This is a genomic window from Pseudomonas sp. D4-21 (assembly GCF_051132125.1).
Classification (GTDB): domain Bacteria; phylum Pseudomonadota; class Gammaproteobacteria; order Pseudomonadales; family Pseudomonadaceae; genus Aquipseudomonas.
Genome location: NZ_CP071664.1, coordinates 2,344,676 through 2,359,751, shown reverse-complemented (window position 1 = coordinate 2,359,751; position 15,076 = coordinate 2,344,676). Strand labels below are relative to the sequence as shown.

Below are 15,076 nucleotides of genomic sequence, written 5' to 3'. Positions count from 1 at the left end.
ACTGAAAGTGCTGCTACCTGCGCGACTTTTCTTCGAGATCTGCTGCGATGATTCGCATCGACTCCATCTGGCTCGCCACCGACCCGATGGACATGCGAGCGGGAACCGCAACCGCGTTAGCCAGGGTGATCGCGGTGTTCGGTGCGGCGAAGCCGCACAGTGCTTATCTGTTTGCCAACCGCCGTGCCACTCGCATGAAAGTGCTGGTGCATGACGGCTTCGGTGTCTGGCTGGCTGCACGTCGGTTAAATCAGGGTAGGTTTCACTGGCCAAGCATTCGTCATGGCTCTGAAAATGCAGTTGGACACCGAGCAACTCCAGGCCTTGGTATTGGGTCTGCCATGGCAACGCGCGGGTTCCGGCGGCGCGATCACACTGCTTTAACAGCTGCCATTAGCCTATCGATCTATCGCCGCGAACTGCCTGTTCTGGCAAAATCTGCGGCATGACTTCTTCACCCAGTCTCGACCAAATGTCCCCCGACCAACTGCGTGCCTTGGCGGCGCAGTTGCTCTCGCAAGTCGAGACCATGGGCAAGACGGTCGAGACAATGGGTAAGAAGATCAACCGCGATCAAACGGTGATCGAGAAGCTGACCCACGAGATCGCACAACTCAAGCGCTTGAAGTTTGCCAAGCGCAGCGAGCAGACGAATCCTGAGCAGGCCAGCTTGCTGGATGACCTGATCGATACCGATATCGCGGCGATTGAAGCAGAGCTTCATGCCTTGCAAACAGTGCTGACTGCGACCGAGAAAAAGCAAAAGCCCAAACGCACGGCATTGCCGTCAGAATTCCCACACACGTTGATCCTCCACGAACCGGACACCACCCACTGCCCATGCGGCTGCGCACTCAAGCGCATCGGTGAAGATGTCAGCGAAAAGCTGGGCTACACGCCCGGCGTGTTTACCGTTGAATGCCATATTCGTGGGAAGTGGGTCTGCAATGACTGCGAAACACCCAAGCGCCCGTACCGGCGCAGGTCGTCGACAAGGGCATCCCGACTGCCGGATTACTTGCCCACGTCATGCCCGCGAAGTTTGCAGATCATCTTCCGCTTTACCGTCAGGAATCGGCTTTTGGTCGCGCCGGCTTGGCGATTCCACGCTCGACTTTGGCTCAATGGGTGGGCGTTAGGGGCGTGCACGTGCAGCCCCCTGGTCGATGCCTTGCGTGGCGTGGTGATCGGGCAGCGGGTCGTGCACGCGGATGAAACACCCGTGCAGATGCTTGCTCCTGGCTCGAAGAAAACCCACCGTTCTAATGTTTGGGCTTATGCCACCAGCCAATTTTGCGAAACAGCCGCTGTCGTCTACGACTTCAACCCCAGCCGCGCTGGTGAGCATGCTCGCAACTTCCTGCAAGGCTAGATAGGTAAGTTGGTCTGCGATGATTTTGGTGGCTACAAAGCCAGTTTCGAACTCGGCGTGACCGATATCGGCTGCATGGCCCATTCGCGCCGCAAGTTTTTCGAACTGCACGCCACGAACAAAAGCCAGCTCGCCGAGCAGGCCCTGCGTTACATCCTGTTGCTGTACGAAATCGAGAGCGAAGTGCGCAACCTGGAGCCAGATTTACGATACCGAACACGGCAACAAAAAGCCGTGCCCGTGATGGATAGGCTGCATGCCTGGATGATCGGCCAGCGTGATCTTGTGCCCGAAGGTTCTGCTATCAGTAGAGCACTCGATTACAGCCTGAAACGCTGGGCAGCGCTGTCACGCTACCTCGATGACGGGGCCGTACCCATTGATAATAATTGGGCAGAGAATCAGATCCGACCATGGGCTCTTGGCCGCAAGAACTGGCTCTTCGCCGGATCGCTACGCAGCGGAAAACGGCCTGCGGCGATCATGAGTTTGATCCAGTCGGCGCGGCTCAACGGGCATGATCCGTATGCCTACTTGAAGGACGTCCTCACGCGCCTGCCGACGCAGCAGGCCAGTGAGATTTCCGAGTTGCTACCGCACAGATGGACGCGAGCGTAATCAAAAAGCTTAACCGCTACGCGGCAAGCTCAACGTAGCTAGACTCCCCACCTCCAGTCGCGCCCGACAACCAACCCCATACGAACATCAGAGTGATACGTCCTGCGTGATCAACGCCTACCGTGCCACGAGACCAGCCAGCAAGAATCTCACCATCCGTAGTTAAGATGATAAAGAAGCTCAATGGTATCGGGGCTAGTCACGCGTCCGACTTGATGACCCATGCGGATCCGGCCACCTTGGTAAGTACCCCAAATGGAATCTTCTTCGACATGGTAGTGAAATACTGTGCCGGCACCGGATAGCCCGTGGGCGTTACCCGCTACCGTAAAGCGGCGATTGTTCAAACGCTCCCTGATTTGAGCAAGGGGGATTTCCATAAAATGTCGCGTCCTTTTAGTCGAAATGTTCCATTACAGTCGTCGATGATCTTAAGCCATTTTGTCGTGCCTGAAGTGAGGTCTACGTGCCTATCCCTGGAGCCGCAACTCACGACGATAAAACGCAAGATGTGTTCACCGCCGGGTTACGCCAATTGTGCATTTCGGCTTCGCCGACTCTCAGACGATCGAGCAGGCCGCCAGTTGGTTGCGCGAAAATCCTGGCAGCTTTGCCATGGTCCACGGTGCATAGCTGGCCAGTTGTTTTGTACCGAAAAAAGCCCATCCGCTGGGTCAGACATCACGAGCTGACTGGTTCGTGGTAGATGCCAGCGCCGATAACGGTAAATGCCAACCGCAGACGCATGCCGACGTCTATCACTTCAGTTGGAAACAAAATGCGTATTGACTCGGGCTTCAGTCGTCCATCCGATGCAACTTCTGACCATGGACAAAAGCGGCAACGTAGTCGATCGCTATCCGTTGATGGGTTTCGATGACACCGAAAGTGTGGCCTATTTGGGCAACGGTCGTATTGCCCTAAGCGACGAAGAACTCCAGCAGTGGAACACCATCACGTTGCCCACCGACAACTTAGGTCGCCAATCCTTCTGGCCAAAGCGACCCTTTTTGGGGACCGTCCCGCTCAAGCAATACAGTTGGGCGTAGGCATCTCGCACAACGGAAAGGCCATGGATGCCCATGGCCTCTTCCGCTACCGCGGTCAGGCTGACTTAAGCGAGGCCATGTCAATGACGAAACGGTACTTCACGTCGCTCTTGAGCATGCGCTCGTAGGCTTCGTTGATGTTTCGAATGTCGATCATTTCGATGTCCGAGACGATGCCATGCTCGGCGCAAAAATCAAGCATCTCTTGAGTCTCTGCGATACCGCCGATGAGCGAGCCAGCCAGACGACGACGCTTGAAAATAAGGTTGAATACGCTTGGCGACGGGTGCGGGGACTCAGGTGCGCCCACCAATGTCATGGTCGCGTCGCGCCTGAGCAGTGATAGAAATGCGTCGAGATCGTGTGGGGCCGCAACGGTGTTCAGGATGAAATCGAAGCTGTTCGTGTGCGCTTCCATCTCGTCCTTGTTTTTCGACACAACGACTTCGCTGGCACCCAGGCGAAGGGCATCTTCCTTCTTGTTTGGCGAGGTAGTGAACAACACTACATGCGCGCCCATGGCATTGGCAATTTTAACGGCCATGTGGCCCAGACCGCCGAGGCCTACCACGCCGACCTTCTGGCCGGGCCCAACCTTCCACTCGCGCAGCGGCGAGTAAGTCGTAATACCCGCGCACAGCAGCGGGGCCACAGCGGCGAGATCGGCGTCGCGATGAGAAATGCGCAGTGCAAATTTCTCGTTAACCACGATGTTGTCCGAGTATCCGCCGAAGGTGTTTTCACTGCCGCCGAACGCATTGCCGTTGTAAGTCCCAACGAAGCCGTTCTCGCAGTATTGTTCCAAACCTTCCCCACAGGACGGGCAGCTCTGGCAGCTATCGACCATACAGCCGACGCCGGCCAAATCGCCAACCTTAAAGGCTTGGACCGAGTCGCCTACAGCTGTAACACGCCCGACAATCTCATGGCCTGGTACGGAGGGATAAATCGTGTTGTTCCATTCATTTCGGGCCGTATGCAGATCCGAATGGCAGACGCCGCAATAGAGAGTCTCGATCTTGACGTCGTTCAAGCCTACTGCGCGGCGTGCGAATGTATAGGGCGCGAGTGGTGCGCTCGGGTCAAGGGCAGCATAGCCGATGGCGTTGTTCATGAAGAATGGTCCTTTCAGTTGGACGATTGGATGGTCGTTTGGATCGAGACGGTATTGGAACAACGGCTTTCGAATCTTGGGTTGATGGTGCCTCTGAGCGGCCTTTGAAATCCAAAAAGAGCGATGTTCTCGGAGTTCACCATCGGTACCTCCGTGAGCCGGTAGCCAGATTCCCGTCAGAACCCTTCTAGGACGATCTTGCCCTTTGCCTTGCCGCTCTCCAGCAAGGCATGCGCACGACGAAGGTTCTCTGCGCTGATACGCCCGTAGTTTTCGCCAACGGTGGTGCGCAGCACACCCGAATCGATCTGACGCGCCACTTCATTGAGAATGTGGTGCTGCTCCTGCATGTCGTCGGTCTCGTACAGCGAGCGCGTGTACATCAGCTCCCAGTGCAGCGACAGGCTCTTGCGCTTGAGCGGTACGACATCCAGCGTGGCCGGGTCGTCTATCAGACCCAACTTGCCCTGTGGTTTCAGCGATTCGATAATTTGCTCGTAGTGTCGGTCGGTCTGCGTCAGGCTTGCGACAAAGCTGACCTGAGCAATACCGATGCGCTTGAGCTCTTCGCTCAGTGGCTTGGTATGGTCGATCACGTGATGCGCGCCAAGCTCCGTCACCCAAGCCTGGGTTTCAGGGCGCGAAGCCGTGCCAATGACCGTTAACCCGGTGAGCTGACGCGCCAGTTGCGTGAGGATTGAACCCACCCCGCCGGCAGCGCCGATGATCAACAGCGTTTCGCCCCGGTTGGCGGTACCGCGTGTAACGCCGAGGCGATCAAAGAGCAACTCCCAAGCAGTCAGGGACGTCAGGGGCAATGCCGCAGCCTGGGCGAACTTCAGCGACTGTGGCATCGATCCGACAATGCGCTCGTCCACCAGCTGCAATTCACTATTGCTGCCCGGGCGGATCAGCGACCCGGCGTACCAGACCCTGTCACCGGGCTTGAACAGCGTTACGTCGGGACCGACCGACTTGACCACGCCGGCCGCGTCCCAACCGAGTATGCGTGGCTGGCTTTCGTCTGCGTGCGGCACGTAGCCCTGGCGCACTTTAGTATCAACAGGATTGACCGATACGGCCTTAACCTCTACGAGCAAGTCGCGGGGACCCGGCACGGGATCGGGTAGATCGATCTCCACAAGGGCGTCAGGATTCTCGACTGGCAGACATTTGAAGTGTGCGATCGCTTTCATTTTGAGCCCCTCAGGAGACGCGGTACATTTTCGTGACGGAGAATTTTTCTGCTGCTCGTTCGATGATTGGCAGGGCCGTTTGGAAATGCGGTGTCGCCTCGTGCGCAGTCAACGCCGCTTCATCCAGCCACTGCTCGATCATGTGAAATGTGCAAGCCTGCTCGGCATTTTTGTAAAAGTCGTATTGGATGCAGGCCGCTTCGGCGCGGCTGGGGCCTTGCAGTTCCTGTAGCGCCTGCTGGAGCTCAGCTTCGGCACCGGCCTTGGCGACCAGTGTGGCAATCAGTGTTAGGGGAGCTTTCATTAAACCTCCTGTCTCAGTGTGCTTGAATATGAAAGGTGCATCGAGCTGGCATGACCTATTGAAGGTAACCATGCCAGACATGCCGCGAAGACCTAACGTGGATTACAGCGATACAACAATCTTGCCCACCTGGGCATTTGATTCCATGTACCGGTGAGCCTCGGCCATCTGGACGAAGCTGAATGTACGGTCGATCACTGGTCGCAGCTTTCCGCAAGCGAGCCCTTCGTTGATGAATTGCTTGGCCCGTTCAAGTTTGTCGCGATCTTGGGTGATCTCGAAAAGCTGGTAACCGCGTAGAGTCAAATGTTTTCCGAGTAGATCCATGACCGAGACTGGGATATCCCGAGTGTCCAAAGCGCCGTACTGGAAGACGATGCCGTGCTTCGCTAGCGCCTTGAGCACCAAGGCCACTTCGGGTCCGCCAACGGGGTCGAAGGCCATGCGAGCGCCATTGCCGCGAGTAATGGCCATGACCTCAGCCATCATGTCCTGCTCGTGGGTCGCGATGACCGACGCCGCCCCTGCCTGAAGCAAGGCTGCGCGCTTTTCGCTGGTGCGGGTCAGCGCCACAGGTACGGCACCCACCATGTTCGCAATCTGGATAGCGGCAAGCCCCACGCTGCTGGACGCCGCACGGATTAGTACAACATCTCCGGCCTTCAGCCCACCGAGTTCGATCAGTGCGCCATAGGCGGTGACAAACTTCATCCAGATGGCCGCCGCCTCGACGAAAGAGAGCGCTTCCGGATGTTTCACTACCGCATGGGCCGGTGCGTTGACCAACTCACCGTACAAGCCGTATTCGTCAAAGGAGAACGCGGGCACTACGCTGACCGCATCGTCAACAGCGAAGCCGACCACACCGGGACCAACTGCAGCCACGGTTCCAGCGGCTTCATAGCCCAGCATGGCGGGAAACCTCGGTTCGATAACATACTCGCCTGTGCGGTACATCACTTCAGCCCGGTTGATGCCGAGCGCTCTGACGTTAATTTGAACCTCGTTCGGGCCGGGAGCCGGCACGTCAACCTCGTCGATCTGAAGAACCTCGGGTCCACCGGTGCGATGAAAGCGTATGACTCGGGACATAGCGTAATCCTCAGCTAACTTTTTGGATGGACCGAGCCATGAGCGGCCAGCGATGTAGCCACCAGTTCACGGCCGTTGGGGCAGCGGGCGATTAGGCCATGACGGCCATACTCGCCCCAACGATCATTTGTAGCGTTCCAGCCAGTGGGCGTAGGGAGCTGGCAAGGTCCAGGCCGCACGCTCTACGCCCAGTTCTTGAGCGGCAAAATAGGACCAATTCGGATTGGCCAGATGTGCTCGTCCGATCATCGCCAAGTCCAGCTGACCGCTCTTGATCGCTTCTTCGGCGACGCTTGGCGTGCCGAAGCCCCATGCCGAAGCCACAGGTATCCCCGCCTCGCGCTTTATACGCTGGGCAACGTCCCCCATGAATCCCGGAGCCCAAGGGATGTTGGTCTCAGCAATTGTGAAACCGATGCTGACGCTCAGTAGATCCAGGCCACCATCTTTGAACCGACGTGTCAGTTCGACAGCCTCGGCCAGGGTCTGTTCGTCCCGACCGTCGTATTCGATGACCCCTAGACGGGCGGTTAGCGGCAAGTGCTGCGGCCAAACCTCACGAACGGCCGCCAGCGTTTCAAGCAGGAAGCGGCAACGGTTGTCGAAACTGCCGCCGTAGGCATCATCACGTTGGTTGGAGTGTTCGGACAGAAACGATTGGGCTAGATAACCATGGGCGAAATGCAGCTCCAGCCATTCGAAGCCAGCGTCACGCGCACGTCCAGCAGCCGCGACGAAATCCTCACGCACGCGGGCAATGTCTTCCAGGGTCATGGCTTTTGGCTGCTTGCCGAGGTGGCCACCGAAGGCAACGGCCGATGGGGCAATGGTCTGCCAGCCGCGCGAGTCGTTATCACCAATATGGTCATCGCCCTCCCATGGACGATTGGCACTCGCCTTGCGCCCCGCGTGGGCAATTTGGAGTCCCGGCACGGAGCCGGCTGCCTTGATCGACTGGACCACCGGTACGAAGGCCTGAGCCAGTTCATCATTCCAAATACCCGCGCAGCCAGGGGTGATTCGCCCTTCGGGCGCTACAGCCGTAGCCTCGACAATCACGAGCCCCGCGCCGCCACGCGCTAGGGAGGCGTAGTGGACACTGTGCCAATCATTGATGAGGCCATCGTTTGACGAATACATGCACATTGGAGGAATCGCGACTCGGTTGCGAAGAGTGATGTCTTTAAGCGTGAGGGGTTGGAATAGCGCAGGCATTGAGGTTTCTCCGGGAATGCGTAGTACCTTTATTCGATAATATTCGAACTATGGTCGTAGAGCAAACCCGTGTATGATTCGTTCATGCGCCCCTACAGACATCCTTCACTTAGCGATTTCGTTCTTGAGCGTCTGCTTTACGCCTTGAGCGATCCTGTGCGCCTGGAGATCGTGCGGCGCCTTGACGAGTTGGGCGAGGCCAGTTGTGGCGAGTTGGACGGTGGCCGGCCGAAGTCGACAATGTCTCATCATTTTCGAGTGCTGCGAGACGCCGGTTTGGTTCAGACCCAGACCATCGGCACCACCCATATGAACTCGCTGCGCCGGGCCGATTTGGACAATCGATTTCCTGGCCTGTTGGAAACGATCCTTTCTCAGCTTGACTGATGCCGGTTGCACGATACGTATTGACGTTACTGCCGACCTGCCTCCCTCGAGTCGCCCTGTTTGAGCCAACCGGCAGGCGATCGAACCATCCCTGTTGTCGACGGCACTAGCTGCGGTTATCAGGGCTGCAAAGGAAGTAGTTCAAGGAGAGCGAGGCAAGCCTTGACGAAGCAAACAAACTCGCACTCAGCTGTTTCCTCAAACGCTAAGCCACTGCCACGGCGATACTGCCACCGAGACAAGTAGCCGCTTGCCGCGGTGGCACGTTTGTCTCCTCCTCTGGACATCCGTTTGTGGCCGATAGCTGCCTGCCTCCAAGTGCTCTAACCGACCCGGCTCCGCACTCACCCCGTTAAGCTTTCGGGTCAGGAAGCGCGTCGCACCCATCCATTGCTTGAGCGTCCCGAAGGGACGCTCAACCTTCTTGTTTTTCGGACCCGCATCATCTCCGGCGCGTTGCTCAGTCGGGCCTGCATTTCCTCTAATACGGCTTCATGCTCCCAGCGTCGAAATCGTCGTTCCGTACTCGGTGTGCACTGCGATTTCAAGGCGCAGCCCCGGCATTTCGAACACCAGTAACGGTGCAACGTCAGGCCTGTTTCAATGTTGGTATAGCGCCAGACCAGCGCCTCCCCCGCGGTTCCAGTGCAGAGCGCTGCAGGTTTACAGAATTAGAACAGTCAATTCCGATATTGTTGACCGAAGCGAACTGCTCCGGTCCGTAGTGTTGACACCTAACTCCGGCGCATCAATTCAAGTCAAACCTTCCAAGGACATAGCGTGACTCCACGTAGCGTTCACCAAACCAGGCGGACTGACTTGGGCAGTCAGCCCGCCTCAGAGTCTTATGGCTCGGCGATGTCCGTGCGCGACACCGCTGGCGATTCCTTCGGCAGCGTGTCCCGCAGTTGCTTGACCTGGGCCGCGTTTACCGCCGGGGCCTGATTGCCCCAACTGCTGCGGATGAAGGTTAGCAGTTGCGCCACCTCCTCGTCCGACATACGCCAGGCAAAACCAGGCATGCCCAGTTCGGAAGGTACAGTCGCGGTCGCGGGCAGCTTGCTGCCAGCCAGCACCAGACGAATCATCGACACCGGATCTTCCGACAGCACCGAGGAGTTCCCGGCGATTTTCGGGAAGACCCGCTCGTAACCCTGGCCGTTGGTGCGGTGGCAGGCGGAACAGTTGTCGAGGTACAACTCGGCGCCACGACTGCCCTCTTCCCCGACAGCCAACGCTTTGGCAGTCGTTGGATCGGCCTTGAAGCTCGATACCTCGCGCCCGCTGGCTGGCAGCGTTTTCAAGTAGGCGGCCACCGCCTGCACGTCGCCATCATTGAGGTGCTGAGTGCTGTGAACCACCACATCGCCCATTGCGCCACCCAATACCGCATGGGTCGTGCTGCGGGCGCTGCGCAGTGTTGCGACGATGTCTTCGGCGCTCCAACTGCCAAGACCGTCCGCCGGATTCCCGCGCAGGTTCACCGCCAGCCAGCCATCGATCACCGACCCGCCCGAAAGGTAAACCGGGCTTGACTCATCCAGCGCCTTTTCTTGCAAGGTCAACGCACGCGGCGTGTGGCAGCTGCCGCAATGCCCAAGACCTTGAACCAGATAGGCACCGCGTGCCACCTGAGCGTCCTTATAGCCGTCGGCCTTGAATGCCACGGCATCGGGCTGCGGTGCAAACACCTTGCGCCAGATCGCCAGCGGCCAGCGCATCGACAATGGCCACGCTACATCGTTGGCGCGGTTCTCGGCATTGACCGCTGTGACGCCATGCATGAAGTACGCGTACAGCGCCCGCACATCATCATCGCTGATTTTCGCGTAGGCCGGATAAGGCATGGCCGGGTACAGACTGTCGCCATTGGCGGCGATGCCGTGACGAATCGCGCGGTCAAAATCATCCAGTGTGTAAGCACCGATGCCGGATGTTGGGTCAGGGGTGATATTGCTGCTGTAAAGCGTACCGATCGGTGAGGCAATCGGCAGGCCGCCGGCGAACGGCTGGCCACCTTGGGTCGTGTGACAAGCGGTGCAATCGCCCGCGTCGGCCAGGTAGCGTCCCTGCTCGATCAGCGCCGCCTGCTGCGCTTCAGGTGCAGCCTGCAGCGCACGGGTGTACGTCGGCCAGAAAGCGAATGCCAACAGCACGACCAGCACCACTACGCTTAGTCCTGCCAGGCTCAGGAGAAACTTTTTCATGGGTTGTGCTCCTTATGCCTGAACCAGCGGGCCGGGATTTTTCAGGTACTGCTCGCGAATCGCCTTGGCAGACCAATACGCCAGCGCCCCCACCATTCCGGTCGGGTTATAGCCATTGTTTTGCGGAAACGCGTTGGCGCCGATAGCGAACACATTATGCACGTCCCAGGATTGCAGATACCGGTTCAACGCCGAGGTCTTCGGGTCGCTGCCCATGATCGCGCCCCCACAGGTATGAGTACTCTGATACTTGGTGATGTTGTAATGCTCGCCCGGTTTCTTTGCGTCGCCGGCAACGGCAGTCGGGTTGAGGATTTTCGACATCTCCAGCGCCTTGCCGACCAGAAATTGCGAGGCCTTGATTTCGTTGTCGTGCCAGTCGAAGTTCATCCGCAGCAGCGGTCGCCCAAAGCCGTCCTTGTAGGTCGGATCAAGGCTCAAGTAATGCTGACGGTACGACATGCAGGCGCCCTGCACTTCGAAGTAGAACGAGTGACGGAACGCATCGCTGGCCGCCTGTTTCCACTGCGCACCCCAGGCTGGCGTACCCGGCGGTACATTGATCCCGCGCACCGGACCGGCGCCCGGCTGACGTGCCCAGATGATGCCGCCCCCGACGAATCCAGCCTTGGCATTATCGAGCTGGTTGCCGTTGAGATTGTCCATCGTCGTGCCCGCGCCACCGATACCGATGAACTGGTTGGCTTGCACATCCTTGCCGAAAAAGAGCACCACGCGATTGAGGTTCTGGTACGAGTAATTGCGGCCAATGGTGCCTTCGCCAGTCTGCGGATCGTAAGGTTTGCCGATACCCGAGAGCAGCATCAGATGCACGTTGTACAGGGAAAACGCGCAAAGCAGGACCAGATCGGCCTGCTGCTCGACTTCAGTGCCCTGGGCATCCAGGTAAGTCACGCCGGTGGCCTTCTTGCCATCGCTGTCGATATTGACTTTCAGAACCTGCGCATGGGTGCGCAAATCGAAATTCTTGCGCTGGCGCAGCACCGGCAAAATGCTGATATTCGGGCTTGCCTTAGAGTAGTTCAGGCAACCGTAATCACTGCAGAACCCGCAGGCGTTGCACGGTCCCATCTGGCAGCCATACGGGTTGACGTAAGGCGCCGAGGCGTTGGACGCCGGGATCGGATACGGGTCCCAGCCCATCTCGCGAGCCGCGCCGTAAAACATCTCCGCGCCGAGATAGTTAGGATTTGGGCCCAACGGAAATTCTCGCGAGCGCGAGCCTTCAAACGGGTTGCCGCCCAGCTGTTTCACGCCTTGAATCACGCCGGCTTTTCCGGAAGTGCCGCACACGTATTCGAAGTGGTCGAAGTGCGGTTCAAGGTCTTCATAGGTGACCGGAAAATCCCGGATGGTCATGTCGACGGGAATGAACTTCGCGCCATAGCGCTGCTCGACATTGCTGCGCAGCTTGAAGTCTTCCGGCAAGGCCCGAAAGTGACAGCCTGACCAGTGACTGCCCGCGCCGCCCACACCGGTGCCGGGCTTGAACGAACCCATCTGCCGATACGGCACGGCGGTGGACGTCAGGTTGTGCCGCGCGGTAACGGTTTCCTGGGACAGGCTTTGCAGGTAGCGGCGATGCACCGAACCTTCGAGTTCGTCGACCACTTTTGGGTAGGCAAAATCAGGTTGCGTGTCGCGATCAGCGCCGCGTTCCAGCACCACCACCGTCAATCCGGCGTCGGTGAGCTCCTTGGCCATGATCGCCCCGGTCCAACCCATGCCGACAATCACGGCATCCACTTTTGGTTTAACGTTCGCCATGCTCAACCCCTCCGTCCGGCCAGATCGACCGGCGGCAGCGGGTACGGTTTGTCACGCACCGTCACCCAATCCATATAATCGGCGCGCATGCCGGGATAACCGATCATCTTCCAGGCGCCCATGTTTTTATTGCCACCGTAAGAAGGGTCGGCGAAGTAGCCGTTGCGCACTTCATTGAGCAAGTTGGTGAAGAACAACTTCGAAGAAATGTCCTCCAGCGCCAGCTTGCCGCTCTCGGCACTCTTAAGCAGTTCTTCCTGCTGGGCAGTCGTCAGTTGGGCGAAGGTTTTGCCAGAAAAGGATTTCCTGCAGCTGGCGTCGAAAGCCTTGATGCCCACGCGCAGTGTTTCGCGCAGCGTTAATCGCCCTTGGTAACCAAACTCTGGTGCCGCTTCGATAAACGGGCCCTGCATGTACCAGATCCCACCGTTGGCATAGGGAGTGTGCATATGGCGGTCGAGAAACTCAGGCACGCCCAACTCAACGGCGCCAGGACCGACCTGGTCGGAGGGGATCAAACGGTCGCAAGCCGCGATCAGGAACGCCCATTCTTCAGGCGTAAAAAACGTCGGCTTGTAGTGATCGGTTTCACCCGCCGGTTGTGCGCCAGATCGGGCATCACTCACTGGGGTCCGAGCAAAAGCAGCAGTGGGAAGGCCAGCACTGGCCAGGGTTACAACGGGTATCAGCGTCAGCGACTTGCGCAAAAAGTCGCGACGCCCCGGCGAGGTATCGTTATCGGACATCGCTAGATCACTCCTGAGTCTAAACACGGGGGTGTTTCGGTTGTGCTGATTTTTCTTATGATTCGCTGCATGGAAGGTAGCTAGATTGCTACCTAATCATGATCAAGCTAACGAATCAGTCATTACTAAACCGCTATCGCCACCGTTGCCAGGCTGGCGATAAGCTAAACCACCCGTCAAATTTTGAATTGGCTGACCAGCTTGTTGAGATTGGCACCCAGTGCAGACACTTCGCGCATGGTGTTAGCGCTTTGCTCGGTCTCATCGGCCAGGCTTTCCACCGCACCCGCTATCTGATGCACGCTGCGGTTGATCTCTTCGGCGACCGAGGTCTGCTCTTCGGCGGCGCTGGCGATTTGCGCGTTCATGGCGTTTATCGTGCCGATCAGGCCCGAGATCGAATCCAGCGAAGCGCCGACTTTGTTGGTCTGCTGGTTGGCACTTTCGCCCGCTTCGGTCGAACGTTGCATAGCGGCGACCGAGTCGGTGGTGCCGGTTTCCAGGCGCGTGATCATCCCCTGGATTTCCTGGGTACTCAGTTGCGTACGGCTCGCCAGCGCACGAACTTCATCGGCAACCACGGCAAAACCGCGCCCGGCTTCTCCGGCACGCGCGGCTTCAATCGCGGCATTGAGTGCCAATAAGTTGGTCTGGTCCGCGATCGAGCGAATCACGTCGAGCACCGAGACGATGGAGCGTACGTCCTGCTGCAGGCTGTCAAGACTGGTACCACTCATGCGGATATCCGATACCAGCGCGTTCATACCCTTGATATTGTCGCCTACCACAGTCCGTGCGGCATGGCCTTGCTGATCGGTCTCTGCCGCGGCCTGGGCGGCCCGTTGGGCACTGACTGCGACTTCCTGGGCGGCCGCCGACATTTCATGGATGGCGGTGGCGACCTGATCGGTTTCATTGCGCTGGCGTTGCATCGCTTGCTCAGAGCGCAGGGTTTGCTGGGTTGCCTGATGCACCAGGCCGTCGAGGTCGGTGGTCATCTTCGCGACCTGGCCAACCATGGCGTGGATCTTGTCGATAAAGCGGTTGAAGGAGGCGGCGAGATCTCCCAGCTCATCGTTGCTGGTGACCGTCAGACGATGGGTCAGGTCGCCGTCACCGGCGGCGATGTCATCCAGGTTGGTCTTGAGTACACGCAACGGGCGGACAACGCCATTGGCCGTCCAGACACCGGCCGTTGCGGTAACCAGCAACAACACCAGCGTCAACAGGAAGATGCTGCCCAGCAAAGCGCGGGTGCGCTCGGTGACCGCTGCCTGTTCCAGGGCCATGGCGGCGTCGATGTCATCCATATTGATGGCACTGCCCAGCACCATGTCCCATTTTTCCAGGTACACGGTGTAGCCAAGCTTGGGTACCTGCACACTCTCTTGGCCCGGTTTTGGTGCGAAGTAGTCGATGTAGTGCTTGTTGTTTTTGGCCACCTCGACAAAGGTCCGATAATGGAAGGAACCGTCGGGGTCCTGAACGTCCCAGAAGCTTTTGCCGACCCCGGCGTTGCTGTCGCCACGGAAGACGCGAACGCCTTTGGTATCGTACCCAAAGAAGTAGCCTTCATCACCAAACTTGACGGGTTTGAGCAACTCAAGCGCTTTGTCACGGGAGGCCATATCGCCCATAGCCGAGGCATCGTGCAGCGGCTTGATGGTCGTCAGGGCCACCTGCACATAGTTCTTCAGCACGTCACGATTGCGCTGGATCAAGCTCTCGCGGGTCTCAATCATTTGCTGATCCGCAGTACGCTGCAACATCCACGACGCCAGTGCGCTGGTGATCAATGCGAACATTAATGCGGGGATGATAGCCAGACACAGCAACTTGCCTTTGACTGTAAGCTTCATGAACGAAATGCCCTCCAGGTCAATATTGTTTTTAGCGTATCGGCCCAGGATGAATTATCTTGAAATAAATGATGTCATTTTGACGCCACAGAACGAACTCTAGGAAAAGTAATCGCATGCGCCACCGGA

Annotated in this window: 11 protein-coding genes and 5 pseudogenes; 4 read left to right on the top strand and 12 right to left on the bottom strand. The window is 58.1% G+C overall.

Annotated elements, in window-relative coordinates; translation table 11 throughout:
• Window positions 1–47: 47 nt before the first annotated feature.
• The gene (gene tnpB, locus J3Q04_RS10800; protein ID WP_434606279.1) at window positions 48–449 is read left to right on the top strand and encodes an IS66 family insertion sequence element accessory protein TnpB; all 402 of its coding nucleotides are present in this window, start codon (window positions 48–50) and stop codon (window positions 447–449) included.
• Window positions 446–1,990 (top strand): annotated as a pseudogene (tnpC, locus tag J3Q04_RS10795) (IS66 family transposase). The gene tnpB and the pseudogene tnpC overlap by 4 nt, the downstream one beginning before the upstream one ends.
• A gap of 16 nt (window positions 1,991–2,006) precedes the next feature.
• On the opposite strand, the pseudogene J3Q04_RS10790 reads toward tnpC, so the two are convergent.
• Window positions 2,007–2,370: pseudogene (locus J3Q04_RS10790) on the bottom strand (hypothetical protein).
• Between the two features lie 432 nt (window positions 2,371–2,802).
• Between J3Q04_RS10790 and J3Q04_RS10785 the strand changes: the two are divergent.
• Entirely contained in the window at window positions 2,803–3,039 is a 237-nt protein-coding gene (locus J3Q04_RS10785; protein ID WP_434606281.1) for an SdiA-regulated domain-containing protein, read from the top strand.
• A 55-nt stretch (window positions 3,040–3,094) separates the two neighbouring features.
• On the opposite strand, the gene J3Q04_RS10780 is transcribed toward J3Q04_RS10785, so the two are convergent.
• The 5 genes from J3Q04_RS10780 to J3Q04_RS10760 all read right to left on the bottom strand — a co-directional run bounded on the left by J3Q04_RS10780 (window position 3,095) and on the right by J3Q04_RS10760 (window position 7,960).
• Window positions 3,095–4,153 carry an NAD(P)-dependent alcohol dehydrogenase gene (locus J3Q04_RS10780; RefSeq protein ID WP_434606284.1) on the bottom strand — a complete coding sequence of 353 codons (1,059 nt, stop codon included), beginning with the start codon at window positions 4,151–4,153 and terminating at the stop codon, window positions 3,095–3,097.
• Window positions 4,154–4,329: 176 nt separating this feature from the next.
• Window positions 4,330–5,349, bottom strand: coding sequence for a zinc-binding alcohol dehydrogenase family protein (locus tag J3Q04_RS10775; protein ID WP_434606287.1), 1,020 nt, complete (start codon window positions 5,347–5,349; stop codon window positions 4,330–4,332).
• A 10-nt stretch (window positions 5,350–5,359) separates the two neighbouring features.
• Window positions 5,360–5,734 carry a putative quinol monooxygenase gene (locus tag J3Q04_RS10770; protein ID WP_434606290.1) on the bottom strand — a complete coding sequence of 125 codons (375 nt, stop codon included), beginning with the start codon at window positions 5,732–5,734 and terminating at the stop codon, window positions 5,360–5,362.
• 21 nt (window positions 5,735–5,755) lie between these two features.
• Window positions 5,756–6,745, bottom strand: coding sequence for a zinc-dependent alcohol dehydrogenase family protein (locus J3Q04_RS10765; RefSeq protein WP_434606292.1), 990 nt, complete (start codon window positions 6,743–6,745; stop codon window positions 5,756–5,758).
• Between the two features lie 123 nt (window positions 6,746–6,868).
• The gene (locus J3Q04_RS10760) at window positions 6,869–7,960 is read right to left on the bottom strand and encodes an NADH:flavin oxidoreductase/NADH oxidase (RefSeq protein WP_434606294.1); all 1,092 of its coding nucleotides are present in this window, start codon (window positions 7,958–7,960) and stop codon (window positions 6,869–6,871) included.
• 84 nt (window positions 7,961–8,044) lie between these two features.
• Between J3Q04_RS10760 and J3Q04_RS10755 the strand changes: the two genes are divergently transcribed.
• Window positions 8,045–8,347, top strand: a complete 303-nt coding sequence (locus J3Q04_RS10755; protein WP_434611607.1) for an ArsR/SmtB family transcription factor — start codon at window positions 8,045–8,047, stop codon at window positions 8,345–8,347.
• Between the two features lie 336 nt (window positions 8,348–8,683).
• Here the strand turns inward: J3Q04_RS10755 and J3Q04_RS10750 are convergent.
• From J3Q04_RS10750 to J3Q04_RS10725, 6 genes and pseudogenes are all read right to left on the bottom strand, one after another.
• Window positions 8,684–8,985 (bottom strand): annotated as a pseudogene (locus J3Q04_RS10750) (transposase); the annotation flags it as partial.
• Between the two features lie 207 nt (window positions 8,986–9,192).
• Complete coding sequence (locus J3Q04_RS10745) at window positions 9,193–10,554, bottom strand: c-type cytochrome (RefSeq protein ID WP_434606296.1); 1,362 nt, start codon at window positions 10,552–10,554, stop codon at window positions 9,193–9,195.
• A gap of 12 nt (window positions 10,555–10,566) precedes the next feature.
• Entirely contained in the window at window positions 10,567–12,342 is a 1,776-nt protein-coding gene (locus J3Q04_RS10740) for a GMC family oxidoreductase (protein ID WP_434606299.1), read from the bottom strand.
• A 2-nt stretch (window positions 12,343–12,344) separates the two neighbouring features.
• Window positions 12,345–13,088, bottom strand: coding sequence for a gluconate 2-dehydrogenase subunit 3 family protein (locus tag J3Q04_RS10735; RefSeq protein WP_434606302.1), 744 nt, complete (start codon window positions 13,086–13,088; stop codon window positions 12,345–12,347).
• Between the two features lie 176 nt (window positions 13,089–13,264).
• Window positions 13,265–13,753, bottom strand: a pseudogene (locus J3Q04_RS10730) (methyl-accepting chemotaxis protein); the annotation flags it as partial.
• Between the two features lie 417 nt (window positions 13,754–14,170).
• Window positions 14,171–14,830, bottom strand: a pseudogene (locus J3Q04_RS10725) (cache domain-containing protein); the annotation flags it as partial.
• Window positions 14,831–15,076 lie beyond the last annotated feature (246 nt).

Bases quoted from the DNA above. Each gene is read 5' to 3' on its own strand.
- tnpB (WP_434606279.1), top strand. From the start codon at position 48: ATGATTCGCATCGACTCCATCTGGCTCGCCACCGACCCGATGGACATG.
- J3Q04_RS10785 (WP_434606281.1), top strand. From the start codon at position 2,803: ATGCAACTTCTGACCATGGACAAAAGCGGCAACGTAGTCGATCGCTAT.
- J3Q04_RS10780 (WP_434606284.1), bottom strand. From the start codon at position 4,153: ATGAACAACGCCATCGGCTATGCTGCCCTTGACCCGAGCGCACCACTC.
- J3Q04_RS10775 (WP_434606287.1), bottom strand. From the start codon at position 5,349: ATGAAAGCGATCGCACACTTCAAATGTCTGCCAGTCGAGAATCCTGAC.
- J3Q04_RS10770 (WP_434606290.1), bottom strand. From the start codon at position 5,734: ATGTCTGGCATGGTTACCTTCAATAGGTCATGCCAGCTCGATGCACCT.
- J3Q04_RS10765 (WP_434606292.1), bottom strand. From the start codon at position 6,745: ATGTCCCGAGTCATACGCTTTCATCGCACCGGTGGACCCGAGGTTCTT.
- J3Q04_RS10760 (WP_434606294.1), bottom strand. From the start codon at position 7,960: ATGCCTGCGCTATTCCAACCCCTCACGCTTAAAGACATCACTCTTCGC.
- J3Q04_RS10755 (WP_434611607.1), top strand. From the start codon at position 8,045: ATGCGCCCCTACAGACATCCTTCACTTAGCGATTTCGTTCTTGAGCGT.
- J3Q04_RS10745 (WP_434606296.1), bottom strand. From the start codon at position 10,554: ATGAAAAAGTTTCTCCTGAGCCTGGCAGGACTAAGCGTAGTGGTGCTG.
- J3Q04_RS10740 (WP_434606299.1), bottom strand. From the start codon at position 12,342: ATGGCGAACGTTAAACCAAAAGTGGATGCCGTGATTGTCGGCATGGGT.
- J3Q04_RS10735 (WP_434606302.1), bottom strand. From the start codon at position 13,088: ATGTCCGATAACGATACCTCGCCGGGGCGTCGCGACTTTTTGCGCAAG.